Here is a 13633-nt window from a genome sequence, read left to right on the forward strand (position 1 = left end):
CAATAAGACCATATCATTTCTTTTCTCTCCCCGAACTTCTACAATTGTGTTACAGAAACGAAAGCGTTTTCAAAACATGTAACGATATAAAGGGGAGAGATAAAGGTGAAATTAAATTTCAAAAACTTGACCGTACAGGTCGTGATCGCTATCATCATCGGTATTTTGGTCGGTCATTTCTTTCCGAAGTTCGGCACAGAGCTGAAGGTGCTCGCTGACATCTTTATTAAATTGATCAAAATGGTAATCCCGCCAATCATCTTCTTCACCGTCGTGAACGGGATTGCGGGCATGGGTGACCTGAAAAAAGTAGGGCGCATCGGTGGTAAAGCACTGCTCTATTTTGAAATCGTTACCACGATCTCACTTGCGATCGGGATCCTCGTCGTGAACCTGATGAAGCCAGGCAGTGGCATCGACATGAGCATCGCCGGTAACGCTGACGTCTCCAAATACACGGAGCAGGCAGCCGAGACCAGCCATGGATTCGTTGACTTCATCGTCGGCATCATCCCTGAAAACGTAGTAGGTGCGATGGCCAAAGGTGAACTCCTCCCAATCCTGCTCTTCTCCGTTATGTTCGGTCTCTCTCTGGCTGCGATGGGCCAAAAATCTCAGCCGGTTATCCAACTGTTCGACAAGCTGGCACACGGATTCTTCGGCATGGTAAACATGATCATGAAGCTCTCCCCAATCGCCGCATTCGGTGCGATGTCCTACACCATCGGTAAATTCGGAATCGTGTCTCTGTTCACACTCGGTAAGCTGATGGCTTCCGTATACCTGACCATGTTCCTCTTCATCGTCTTGGTTCTTGGCGCGATCACCAAATACTATGGCTTCAACATCTTCTCCTTCATCAAATACATCAAAGACGAGATCCTGCTCGTACTCGGTACCTCTTCTTCTGAATCTGCTCTACCAAAAATGATGGAAAAAATGGAGCGCTACGGCTGTTCCAAATCCGTTGTAGGTCTGGTGATCCCGACTGGCTACTCCTTCAACCTCGATGGTACCTCCATCTACTTGTCCATGGCGGCGATCTTCATCGCTCAGGCGTACGGAATCGACCTGACGATCTGGCAAGAGCTGACCCTGCTCGGTATCCTGATGCTCACCTCTAAAGGTGCGGCGGGTGTCACTGGCTCCGGCTTCGTCACTCTGGCGGCAACTCTTGCAGCCTTCCCGATGATCCCGGTAGAAGGGATGGCGCTCCTCCTCGGTGTAGACCGCTTCATGTCCGAAGCGCGTGCCATCACCAACCTGATCGGTAACGGTGTAGCGACGGTCGTTGTCTCCAAAATGGAAAATGAATTCGATCCGAACCGCGAAGTGATTGTGGAAGCGGAAGAAGCAGCACAAGCTCCGAACCAAATCCCGGTGACTAACTAATCATCTGACTCGATTACCCTGCGAATCATGATAGAAGCCATCCCGATGATTCTTCCTTTTGAATCAGGGGTGGCTTCTTTTTTCTGTGTCTTTTTCCGACTGAGAACATGAGATATAATAGGAAAAATATCCAAAAGGGGAGCATGGAGGAGGGACTTTTCCCATGATTGTAGCAGCGACCAAAGAAATCACCAAAACGTACGGAGCAGACCCCGTGCTAGGAGATATCACCATGGAAATCCACTCCGGTTCCCGAGTCGGGATCGTCGGGCCGAATGGCGCGGGGAAGACCACCCTGTTTAAACTATTGATCGGAATTGAAACCGCTGACAAAGGCGAGATTTTCCGGGCCAAAGGCAGCAAATGGGCGTACCTGCCGCAATCTCCGCAATACCCGGTAGAGTGGAGTGGACGGGATGTGATTCAGAGTGCTTTTGAGGCAGTGGGTAAGCTGTCGCAGTCGATGCGTGATGTGGAGCAGGCGATGGCGGCTATGTCTGATCGTTCTTCCACCACTGACTCCAACCTCCAGCCCGCAGGAGCCTCTGCATCCCAACAGCCAGAACAGCTTTTGCATAAATACCAAGCACTCCAAGAGGAATTCGAACGCCTCGGCGGCTATGAGACAGATGTCCGCATGAACAAGGTGATCGAGGGTCTGGGGATTTCAGCTGCCATCTTGTCTACTCCCTTTGCCCAGCTGAGCGGCGGCGAGAAGACCAAGGTGGGGCTGGCGAAGCTGTTGTGTGAGCAGAGCGATGTGCTTTTGTTAGACGAGCCGACCAACCATCTGGACGTGGAGTCGATGGAGTGGCTGGAGCAGTTTTTGCGGGACTATGCGGGTGTCGTCGTGATCATCTCGCATGACCGCTACTTCCTCGATGCTGTCGTGACCTCCATCTATGAAGTGGATGGGGGAGAGGCGGCCTTTTACCACGGCAACTACAGCGCTTTCGTCAAAGAAAAAGAAGAGCGCCTGCTCCGTCATTTCGCCGAGTACCAAGAGCAGCAGAAGAAGATCAAAAAGATGAAGGAAACGATCAAGCGCCTCAAGGAATGGGGCAACCAGTCCAACCCACCCAACGAAGCATTCCACCGCCGCGCCAAAAGCATGGAAAAGGCGTTGGAGCGGATGGAGAAGATCGAGCGTCCACGCATGGAAGTGGATCGGATGGGACTCCAGTTTCAGAAGATCGACCGCAGCGGGCAGGATGTACTGGTGGCAGATGGGGTTCACAAGTCCTTTGCCGGAAAAGAGCTGTTCACAGGTACCGGGCTGACGCTGCGCTATGGGGAGCGAAAGGCTCTGCTAGGCGTCAATGGCAGCGGCAAGTCTACGTTTATCAAGATGCTCTTGGGAGAGCTGGAGCCAGACAGGGGCACGGTCAAGATCGGCAGCAATGTCAAAGTCGGCTATCTCTCCCAGCAGGCCCTCGAAGGCGACCCGAAGCGCAGAGTCATCGATGCCTTCCGCGAGATTGTCCACGTCACGGAGGCAGAGGCGCGCCATAAGCTGGCCCGGTTTTTATTCTATGGAGAGAACGTCTTCAAAAAAGTCGGCAGCCTCAGCGGCGGTGAGCGGATGAGACTCCGTCTGGCCCAGCTGATGCATCAGGAGATCAACCTGCTGATCCTCGACGAGCCGACCAACCATCTGGACATCCCTGCACGTGAGACACTGGAGGAAGCCATCGCGGAGTACCAAGGCTCGCTGTTCATCGTCTCGCATGACCGTTATTTCCTGCAAAAAACGGTGAAGGGCGTCTTCTGGATTGAGAACAATCAGATCGTCCGCTATGAAGGGACCTATGAGGAGTCAAGAGAGAAGCAGCGACAGATGCGGAGCGGCTCGGGATCGGCAGTGGAGACGGGGAAATCAGCAGCCGTCCAATCAACCGACGGGATGACTCCACAGACCAAAGCTGAAACAGCCCCCAACCAACCAACTGCCAATACGGCCAAACCCGCTCCCGAGAAAAAAATCAACAAATTCAAGCTGCAACAGCTGGAGCAAGAGATCGCCACCCTCGAAGCAAGACGCGAGGAGCTGGCACAGCAATTAGCCGACGGAGGTCAGGATTACCAAGCACTGATGCAGCTCCAAGCCGAATATGATGCGTGTGAAAAGAAAGTAGAGCAGCTCTACGAAAGCTGGTACAGCATGCAGGGATAGAGCTGTGCGCTATGCTTGTTGTTACACGCAATGCCTTGCTATTAGGTTACATGAGATCCAACCCGGACCCTTTGCTAACGCGGCGAGGGGTCTGTTTTGCATTTTTCTATGGTTTTTCCATCACCCGCTCCACTCGTATGCTCAAGATAGGGAAATTCCCCTATTATACATACCCCTACTCGTATGTAAAATGTACATATCAACACCGAAGCCCATAACACATACGTTATCAACAAACGTTACCTGATGGAGAAAAAGGGGGATCTCATGTCAGCCCATTATAAAGTTGTGATTGTCGGAGCAGGTACGGCCGGTATCTCGGTAGCGGCCCGTCTGGTGAGAGCGTCTGGGGAATTGCGGGGGCAAGTCGCGGTGATCGATCCGGCGACGATGCATTATTACCAGCCGCTATGGACATTGGCAGGAGGCGGAGCGGTGAAAAAAGAAACCTCAGGCCGCCAGATGGCCTCGCTGATCCCAGATGGAGCCGTGTGGAGAAAAGAAGCCGTCAGCACCTTTCACCCGGAAGAGAACAGCGTCATCACCAGTTCTGGGGAAAAGCTAACCTATGAATACCTCGTCGTGGCTGCCGGGATCCAGATCAATTGGGACGGCGTCAAAGGACTCAAGGACGCTCTCGGCAAAGGCGGCGTGTGCAGCAACTACGATTACAATACCGTAGATTATACCTGGCAGTGTATCCAAAGCTTCAAGGGAGGCACAGCCCTGTTCACTCACCCCAACAGCCCAGTGAAGTGCGGGGGTGCACCACAGAAGATCATGTATCTGGCAGATGACTATTTCCGCAAGTCAGGCGTACGCGATCAGGCAGAGGTACAGTTCTTCTCCGCGAATGCATCGATTTTTCAGGTTCCACGCTATGCCGCGACACTCAGTGAGGTAGTGAAGCGCAAGAACATCCAGCCGCATTTTCGTAATCATCTCATCGAGGTTCGGTCAGCCACCAAGGAAGCCGTCTTCGAACACGTAGATACCAAGGAGCAAAAAATCGTCCAATACGACATGCTCCATGTCACACCACCGATGGGGCCGCCAGCTTTTCTCAAAGAAAGCCCGCTGGCAGACGCAACAGGCTGGGTGGATGTCGACAAGTATACGCTTCAGCACAAGCGATACGCCAATGTATTCAGCCTCGGCGACTGCAGCAATCTGCCTACCTCCAAGACCGGAGCGGCGATCCGCAAGCAAGCACCAGTCGTGGTGAGGAACCTGCTCGCCCATATGCAAGGCAGTCCGCTGACCGCCACGTACGATGGCTACACCTCCTGCCCACTGGTAACAGGCTATAACCGACTGGTGATGGCGGAATTCGATTATAACCAACAACCGCAGGAGACCTTCCCGATCGACCAGTCCAAGGAGCGCTGGAGCATGTATGTCGTGAAAAAAGACCTGCTGCCCATCATGTACTGGAACGGAATGCTCAAAGGTCTGATGTAAACCAACCAACTTTTGCAGTAGATATAGAAAGGGGATCTACCATTATGCTGCTTCGTTACTTCTATGATGAAAAACTGGCCCACGCTTCTTATCTCGTCGGATGCCAACGTACAGGCGAGGCGATCGTCATCGAGCCTAGCCGCGATATCACACCGTATCTGCAGACAGCAAAAGCAGAGGGGCTCAAGATTGTAGCCGCCACCGAGACCCACATCCATGCTGACTTCGTCTCCGGTGCACGTCAATTAGCTGAGGAGCACCAAGTCAAGCTCTATCTCTCTGATGAAGGTGATGAGAACTGGAAATACCTCTATCTCGACTCCGTCAGCCACCAGCTGCTCAAGGACGGCGACCAATTCACCATCGGCAACCTCGTGTTCGGCGTCATGCACACACCGGGTCACACACCAGAGAGCATCTCTTTCCTGCTCACTGACCGTGGCGGACAGGCGGATAAACCGATGGGGATTTTTACCGGTGACTTCGTGTTCGTCGGAGACGTAGGCCGTCCTGACCTGCTGGAAAAAGCGGCAGGCGTACACGGTACAGCCGATATCGGTGCCCGTCAGATGTTCCACTCGCTCAACCGTTTCAAACAACTTCCTGACTACATGCAGGTCTGGCCGTCTCACGGGGCAGGCAGCGCATGCGGTAAGGCGCTCGGTGCTGTGCCGTCAACCACGGTCGGCTACGAGAAGCTGTTCAACTGGGCCCTGCAATACACCGAGGAGGAAGCATTCGTACAGGCTCTGCTCCAAGGCCAGCCTGAGCCACCGAAGTATTTTGCCGTGATGAAACAGGTGAACAAAACAGGCCCGAACTTGTTCGAACAGCTTGCCACCCCGGTGTCCATCGCATCCGCCGCTGACCTGCAGGCTTTGATCAATCAGGGTGAACAAATCATCGACACCCGCACCACTCAAGCCTTCGCACAGGGCCACGCCGAAGGAACGATCAACATCCCGTATAACAAATCCTTCGTCAGCTGGGCAGGCTGGATCGTCGACTATAACCGTCCGCTTTACCTGCTCGCTGATGCCGGCACCATACCTGCTATCCTGCGGGATCTGCGCTCCATCGGCATCGACAATGTGGCTGGCTACATGGACCTCGCTGTGCTTGCGCAGTCACCAGACCTTTTGACCGAAACCTACCAAACCGCTCTGCCGCGCGAAGTCGCAGACGTGATCGCATCCGGTGAAGTCACCCTCATCGATGTCCGCAACCAAGGAGAATGGGAGGAAGGCCATATCCCGGGCGCTCAACACATCATGCTGGGCACTCTCGCATCCCGCCTCGATGAGATCGCTACAGACAAACCAATCGTCGTCCAATGCCGCTCCGGCGCACGTTCTGCGATTGCCGCCAGCATCCTCCAAGCCAACGGAATCAAGAACGTAACCAACCTGACCGGAGGCTACCTCGCTTGGGAAAAAGAAGGCTTGATCCTCGTCTAATCTGGATCGAATCGGTACCGCCATGCGACGATGCTGACGCTATAGTAAAATACAGGAAAAAGGATCGATCAGCAGGGAGTGTCGTCACATGAACAAGCGCAAATGCCGCTTTCGTACCAAGCTGCTCCGCAAAAGAGAGCAACGCCAGACCGAGCCCAAATATCTCAAGCAGATTTTTGACTATATCCAAGACGGCATCATCATCATGAACCACGAACGTGAAATCCTCGTGATGAATCCGTCCGCAGAGCGCATGACAGGCTGGAGAGTAGGCGGCCATGTCCCTTACTGCTCCTACTGTCAGACCCGTGAGATCATGCCGGGAGAAGACCGCTGCTACCTGATGGCCAAGCGGGAAGTCCCGTATTTTCTCTCCGCGATGCCTACCTACGAAGGACAATACATCGACATGGAGATGAGCACTGCCGTCATCTATGAGAATGAAGAGGGCAGCCAGCATGAAGTCCTGCTCGTCCTCAAAGACCTGACCGTCAAGAAAAAAGAAGAAGAGGCCCGCATCTCCAAGCTGGTTCTGCAAAAAACGCTGGAATGCCAAGAGAACGAACACAAACGCCTAGCCCAAGAGCTGCATGATGGAGTGGGGCAGTCGCTCTACTCCATCTCCGTCGGCCTCCAAGCGATTCAGGCCCAGATCCAGCAGGATGAGCGGTTCAAAGAATATGTCCGCGAGATTGTAGACGAATTGGACAAAGTCATTCAGGACGTGAAGCTGTACTCGCTCCAGCTCCGTCCGCATTCCCTTGACCGATTGGGACTGATCCCGACAGTAAATCATCTCGTCGGGACATTGGCGAAGACCCACCGCGACATTCACTTTTCGTTTAGCCGAGATGAACTTCCGGATACCACCCGGCTGTCACCCGTCATCGAGATCAATCTCTACCGCGTGATCCAAGAAGCTCTGCACAATGCCTTGAAATATTCGCACGCCAGCCATATCTCGATTAAGCTGGCAGCTACCGAAGACGTGCTTACCCTCACCATCGAGGATGACGGTCTCGGTTTTGCAAAAGACGATGTCGAGGAGGGGCTTGGCCTCAAGCATATGGAGGAGCGGGTTCATCAGATCAACGGCCAGTTCCAGCTAGAGTCCAAGCCCGGTCGCGGCACCCGCATTCAGACCGTAATTCCGTATAAAGAGGGGGAAGCCCTTTGATTAAAGTGCTGTTGGTCGATGACCACACGATGGTGCGCAAGGGAATCCGCATGCTTTTGCAGGCGTACAGCGATATCCAGATCGTAGGGGAGTGCGCGGACGGCAACGATGCGATTATCAAAACCAATCAGCTCACCCCTGACGTGATTCTCCTCGATCTGTCTATGCCTGGTGGACTGGATGGCTTTGCGACCTCCAAGGAAATCCGCAAAAACACCCCCCAGCCCAAAATCGTCCTGCTCACCATGTATGACGAAGAAATCTATGTCCAACAGGCGCTCACACAGGGCATCGACGGCTATATTCTCAAGAACAGCCACGGCGAGACCCTGATCGATGCCATCCGAGCCGTTTTTCGCGGACAGCACTTCTACAAGACGTCTGTTGCTGACGACAAGATCAAGGAATGGATGTCCCTCGCCCACGAACAAGAATCCAGAACGATTCCGTCCCAGCTGACCGACCGCGAAAAAGAGATCGTCCGCCTGACCGTGCTCGGCTTCTCCAACAAAGAGATGGCAGATGAACTCTCCATCAGTGTCAAAACCGTAGAGAACCACAAAACCAACATCATGCAAAAGCTCGGGCTCACATCCAAACGCGAGCTGATCCAGTACGCGATCAAAAATAAATACTTGGATCTGGCCTTTTAAGTCCTGTTTGATTCACACAGACATCGCCTTTTGTACCAAAAAGGAGGGGAGAGGATGTCACTCGCTCTATTCGTCACCTTGTTTGCCATCGGCTTTGTCGGGTCGTTTATCTCTGGTCTCGTGGGGATCGGCGGCTCGATCATCAAGTATCCGATGCTCCTCTACATCCCACCGCTGCTCGGAGTAGCTGCCTACTCGGCCCATGATGTGTCCGGGATCAGCGCGGTACAAGTCTTCTTCGCTACCATCTCCGGAGTCTGGGCCCTGCGCCGGGACAATCTGATCCACTATCCACTGGTCGGCTATATGGGCGGAGCGATCATCATCGGCAGCTTCGCCGGGGCATACAGCGGGACATACCTGTCCGCAGACACGATCAATCTGGTCTACGCGATCCTCGCCACACTGGCCGCCGTGATGATGTTTGTCCCGAAAAAGAACTGTGAAGAGAAGCCGCTCACAGATCTCACCTTTAACCGCCCCATCGCTGTCTTCTCCGCTTTGCTCGTCGGGATTGCCTCCGGTATCGTCGGAGCCGCAGGTGCTTTTATCCTCGTGCCGATCATGCTGCTGATCCTGCGCATCCCGACCCGGATCACGATTGCATCGTCGCTTGCGATCACCTTCATCTCTTCGATCGGGGCTACCACTGGCAAGCTCATGGCGGGAGAAGTACTGCTCTGGCCGTCCGCCGTCATGGTTCTCGCCAGCATCCTCGCCGCCCCCTTGGGAGCTATCGTCAGCAAAAAGCTTAACACCCGCTTCCTCCAAGGCGTGCTGGCTGCCCTGATCCTCGGGACAGCGGTGAAAATCTGGCTCGATTTTTTCCAGACTTGATTTTTCCAAGACACTTCGGTACTATATAGCCAAATGGAATAAGGAATCGGCAATGAAGGATCAATAGTACCTGATGACCCACTCGACATAGCGAACCGGGGATGGTGAAAGCCCGGACGAAGGATCAGGGAAAAGGCAATCTGGAGCTGTACCTTTTGGAAAAGGGGATGCACGAAGCGCGTATCGGCTTGTAACAGACGGACGCGAGGTCTACAGTGTGCATCAACTAGGGTGGAACCGCGTGAGCACAAGCTCTCGTCCCTAGGCAAGTCACTCACTTGCCTTAGGGGTGAGGGCTTTTATTATTGCTAGATTCACTACATACACAAAAGGAGAGAATGAATCATGAGCGTCACTATGGACAAAATCGTAGCACTCGCCAAGCACCGCGGCTTTGTTTTCCCGGGTTCTGAAGTATACGGCGGTCTCGCCAACACATGGGACTATGGCCCACTCGGCGTTGAGCTGAAAAACAACATCAAAAAAGCTTGGTGGAAAAAATTCATCCAGGAATCCCCATACAACGTAGGTCTTGATGCAGCGATCCTGATGAACCCGCGCGCTTGGGTCGCATCTGGTCACGTCGGCAACTTCAACGACCCAATGATCGACTGTAAAGAATGTAAAGCCCGCCACCGCGCAGACAAACTGATCGAAGATGCTCTTCAGGCTAAAGGCATCGAGATGATCGTCGACGGTCTTTCTTTTGACCAGATGGCGAACCTCATCCAAGAGCACAACATCGCTTGCCCAGAGTGCGGCAGCCACAGCTTCACCGAAATCCGTCAGTTCAACCTGATGTTCAAAACCTTCCAAGGTGTAACCGAATCCAGCACCAACGAAATCTTCCTGCGTCCTGAGACGGCACAAGGTATTTTCGTTAACTTCAAGAACGTACAGCGCACCATGCGCAAAAAGCTTCCATTCGGTATCGGCCAGATCGGTAAGAGCTTCCGTAACGAAATCACCCCTGGTAACTTCACGTTCCGTACCCGTGAGTTCGAACAGATGGAGCTTGAATTCTTCTGCAAACCAGGCGAAGACCTCAAATGGCACGAGTTCTGGAAAAACACCTGCTTTGACTGGCTGCTCAAGCTTGGTATCAAAGAAGAAAACATCCGCATGCGCGACCACGAAGCAGACGAGCTGTCCCACTACTCCAACGCAACTTCTGACATCGAGTACAAATTCCCGTTCGGCTGGGGTGAACTCTGGGGTATCGCAGACCGTACTGACTTCGACCTCAAACAGCACGCAGAACACTCTGGTGAAGACTTCCAATACATCGAGCCAGAAACCAACGAGCGCTACATCCCATACTGCATCGAGCCATCCCTTGGTGCTGACCGCGTGACGCTCTCCTTCCTGATCGATGCCTATGAAGAGCAAGAACTCGGCGAAGGCGACAGCCGTACCGTGCTGCACTTCCACCCGGCACTCGCACCGTTCAAAGCAGCGATCCTCCCGCTCTCCAAAAAGCTGTCTGAGTCTGCAACTAAGGTGTTCGAAGACCTCTCCAAAGACTTCATGGTAGACTTCGACGATGCGGGCTCCATCGGTAAACGTTACCGCCGCCACGACGAGATCGGTACTCCATTCTGCATCACCTATGACTTCGATTCCGAGCAAGACCAGCAAGTGACTGTGCGTGACCGCGATACTATGGAACAAGTTCGTCTGCCAATTAGCGAGCTGAAGGCTTATATCCAAGAGAAAATGCAGTTTTAAGTAAGCTTGATGCAAGGGGCTGTCCATTAGTGGGCAGCCTTTTTATTTGGGAGGTGGCTCTGGCAGGAGCGTGAGAGGGAACTGTTTTCCAGTCGCCTTTCCCTCTCTTCGTTCGGCCGGTCTCCTTACAAACAGTTTCCTCTCACGCTCTTCCACAGTCAGACCATAGTAATAAAGAGGGCCAAACCGATGGAATAGCGTTACAACAATGTTTATGAAGCTGATAGGGACTTAAAATGAATTCAGGCCTCTTACGGTGTATAAAGCAAAAAGCCCTTGATTCCAGTACGAAATAGCTGGGATCAAGGGCATTCTTTTTTCATTATTTAGGTCTCTTCATCTATTACATAATCCTTCAACGGAAGAGGTTGTGTGTCCGCCTGGAGTGTGAGAAGCATCTGTTTGTAAGGAGACCGGCCCCTCGCACGAGGGGGAAAGGCGACTGAAAAACAGATGCTTCTCACACTCCCCCGCCGGAGACCCCACCTATTCCGTAACCGCAAACACCCGGTTCAAATGCGTAATCTCCAACAAATCCGAGATCGTCTGATTAATCGCCCGCAGATTCAGGTACCCGCCGCGTTCCTTCGCCCGTTTATATACACCAACCAGCACCCCGAGACAGGAGCTGTCCATATACTGCACGTGGGACAGATCAACCGTAATCTTGTTGTTTCCTTTATCCAACTCGCCTAACAGTGCATTCCGCAGGATGGTGGATTCTTCAATGTAGATTCTCTCCTTGCATATTTTTATGATCGTCGTTTCTTGATCATAAACGATCTCAATCATGAGGGGTGGTCTCCTAACCATTAGGGAAATTTTTGATCAGCAAAAGCTGGTTGGACTCTCTTCCCACAAGCACACGATCAAACACCTTGGAGATAATGAGCAGACCCCGGCCAGATTCGCCGTAGAGCGCGGTATCGTCCGGGGTATAGTCATCCTTCTGAAGTGAGGCGAAGTCGATGCGTTGCAAGCCGGTCCCTTCGTCTTGAATCCGTAACAGGAGTCTTTTTTGGTTTTGAATCGATAGCTTGATCTCTACCCTTTTGGCCGGGTCCATACGGCAGCCGTGGACGAGCGCATTGTAGATGGCTTCATTGGCAGCGATGAAGACGAGGCTGGCCTGCTCACCCGCGTACGCTTCCAGATAGATTTGCATACAGTCACGTGTCACCTGATATCCTTTGAGATCATGAAAGCTCATGTGGAGGGTGTTCGTTCTCATTCCGTATGTCCTTTCAGCTAAAGTAGACGGGGGAGTAGGTTTCGATGAAGGACAGGATATCGTCTTCGGGCAGAGGCTTGCTGAACAGATAGCCTTGGAGCTGGCTGCATCCGAGGCTGCGCAGGATTTCCAGCTGGCGGGGATTTTCTACACCCTCTGCGACGATTTCGAGGTCCAACTTTTTGGAGATCCCGACGATGGAGCGGATGATGAGCTGGTCTACCTCGCGTTCCTCCAGATTCATCACGAAGGCACGGTCGATTTTTAAGACATCCAGCGGCAGCTGCTGCAGATATTGCAGGGAGGAGTAACCAGTGCCGAAGTCGTCGAGATAGACTTTGATGCCCATGTCACGCAATGTATGAAGCTGTTCGATCACATATTCCAGATCATAGAGGTTGATGTTTTCCGTGATCTCCAAGCCCAGCCGGTGAGTCGGAATCGGATTGGCTGCGAGCAGGTTCTGTATGTAGGGAAGCAGATTGCCGGATAGCAGCTGCTCTGCCGAGACGTTGATGGTGATCGAGATGTCGAGATTCTTGGACTGCAGGAGGCTGAGAAAACGAACCCCTTTTTCCAAAACAATCTCGCCGAGCAGGTGAATCAGTCCGTTCTCTTCAGCGAGAGAGACGAATTCGCCGGGAGGGACGAGGCCCATCAGCGGGTGATCCCAGCGGACGAGGCCTTCTAGACTGATGATCCGTCCAGTGTGGGCGCAGATCTTGGGCTGATAGTAGAGCAGGAATTCTTTATTTTTCACGGCGTCAATCAGGTTGTTTTCATAGAAAACCTTCTTGAACAGCAGTGCATTTGTTTCGGGGGTGAAGACACCGACCCGCTTGATTTTCTCATTCTTGAGATAATAGCTGGCAGCCTCCGCGTTTTTGAGCAGGGTTTCAAGGTCAGAACCGTCGTCAGGGAGGACGGACAGCCCGACTTTTGCCTGCAGATAAAATTCATAAGCGGCAAACCGCAGCGGCTCCGCGAAAAGATTGATGACCCCCTCGGCAAACTGCTGGAGGGTGAGGCCGTCCTGTTCTGCATAATACAGATAGTACTTGGTCTCTTGGATCGAGAAGTAATGTCCCAATCCGGTGGTGTATGCCGTTAAGCGCTTGTTCACCTTCTGGAAGGCTTGGCGAACGACAGAAAACCCGTAGGTACTGTGAATCCGGGTCAAGCCACCGAGGTGCAGCACAAAAATTCCGATTTTCGTCTGTTGATGCTGTTGTTTGAGGAGGTGGAACGCCTCTACCGCTTCATTGAACGCAGTGGGGAACAGCATTTCCGTTTGTTGGTTCTCGTTCATTATGGCTCCTTATGTTTGGAAAGGATGTTACTACCATTATCGGCATATTTATAAAATTTTTTAGTACTTTTTTATTAGGTTAGGCAGAAGTTTCATGTGGGTATATAGTACTAAAAGAATGGAATTCGCGTCATAATTGACTTTTTCCGACAGATAGGATATAAAGAATAGTAATTGGATACCCGACTTACATTCTGTGAAGAGAACGAGTACGT

Annotated in this window: 11 protein-coding genes and 1 other annotated feature (1 of these 12 only partly in view); of the genes, 8 read left to right on the forward strand and 3 right to left on the reverse strand. The window is 52.5% G+C overall.

Features of this window, described 5'->3' with window-relative positions; all coding sequences use genetic code 11:
- The first annotated feature begins 105 nt into the window (after nt 1-105).
- The 8 genes from FGI41_RS20090 (at nt 106) to FGI41_RS20125 (ending at nt 10878) form a co-directional block, all read left to right on the forward strand.
- Nucleotides 106-1392, forward strand: coding sequence for a dicarboxylate/amino acid:cation symporter (locus FGI41_RS20090; protein WP_139492101.1), 1287 nt, complete (start codon nt 106-108; stop codon nt 1390-1392).
- Nucleotides 1393-1555: 163 nt separating this feature from the next.
- Nucleotides 1556-3565 carry a ribosomal protection-like ABC-F family protein gene (gene abc-f / locus FGI41_RS20095; protein ID WP_139492102.1) on the forward strand — a complete coding sequence of 670 codons (2010 nt, stop codon included), beginning with the start codon at nt 1556-1558 and terminating at the stop codon, nt 3563-3565.
- Nucleotides 3566-3832: 267 nt separating this feature from the next.
- On the forward strand, nt 3833-5026 hold the full coding sequence (locus tag FGI41_RS20100; protein ID WP_139492103.1) for an FAD/NAD(P)-binding oxidoreductase: 1194 nt from the start codon (nt 3833-3835) through the stop codon (nt 5024-5026).
- A gap of 44 nt (nt 5027-5070) precedes the next feature.
- Entirely contained in the window at nt 5071-6483 is a 1413-nt protein-coding gene (locus FGI41_RS20105; RefSeq protein WP_139492104.1) for an MBL fold metallo-hydrolase, read from the forward strand.
- An 88-nt stretch (nt 6484-6571) separates the two neighbouring features.
- Entirely contained in the window at nt 6572-7660 is a 1089-nt protein-coding gene (locus FGI41_RS20110) for a PAS domain-containing sensor histidine kinase (protein ID WP_139492105.1), read from the forward strand.
- Nucleotides 7657-8313 (forward strand): response regulator transcription factor, encoded by a 657-nt coding sequence (locus tag FGI41_RS20115; protein WP_139492106.1) that lies wholly within the window; start codon nt 7657-7659, stop codon nt 8311-8313. Before FGI41_RS20110 ends, FGI41_RS20115 begins: the two co-directional genes overlap by 4 nt.
- A gap of 54 nt (nt 8314-8367) precedes the next feature.
- Nucleotides 8368-9150: a sulfite exporter TauE/SafE family protein gene (locus FGI41_RS20120; RefSeq protein ID WP_139492107.1), complete on the forward strand. Its 783-nt coding sequence runs from the start codon at nt 8368-8370 to the stop codon at nt 9148-9150.
- A 345-nt stretch (nt 9151-9495) separates the two neighbouring features.
- Entirely contained in the window at nt 9496-10878 is a 1383-nt protein-coding gene (locus FGI41_RS20125; RefSeq protein ID WP_139492108.1) for a glycine--tRNA ligase, read from the forward strand.
- Nucleotides 10879-11364: 486 nt separating this feature from the next.
- Here the strand turns inward: FGI41_RS20125 and FGI41_RS20130 are convergent, their stop codons facing one another.
- The 3 genes from FGI41_RS20130 to FGI41_RS20140 are packed head-to-tail and all read right to left on the reverse strand — an operon-like array spanning nt 11365 to nt 13418.
- On the reverse strand, nt 11365-11670 hold the full coding sequence (locus FGI41_RS20130) for an STAS domain-containing protein (protein WP_176560361.1): 306 nt from the start codon (nt 11668-11670) through the stop codon (nt 11365-11367).
- Nucleotides 11671-11683: 13 nt separating this feature from the next.
- Complete coding sequence (locus tag FGI41_RS20135; RefSeq protein ID WP_139492110.1) at nt 11684-12109, reverse strand: ATP-binding protein; 426 nt, start codon at nt 12107-12109, stop codon at nt 11684-11686.
- 13 nt (nt 12110-12122) lie between these two features.
- Nucleotides 12123-13418, reverse strand: coding sequence for a bifunctional diguanylate cyclase/phosphodiesterase (locus FGI41_RS20140; protein WP_139492111.1), 1296 nt, complete (start codon nt 13416-13418; stop codon nt 12123-12125).
- Nucleotides 13419-13605: 187 nt separating this feature from the next.
- Nucleotides 13606-13633, forward strand: a binding site (T-box leader) (it continues 283 nt past the right edge of the window).

Source organism: Brevibacillus dissolubilis (genome assembly GCF_006170445.1).
Classification (GTDB): domain Bacteria; phylum Bacillota; class Bacilli; order Brevibacillales; family Brevibacillaceae; genus Brevibacillus_B; species Brevibacillus_B dissolubilis.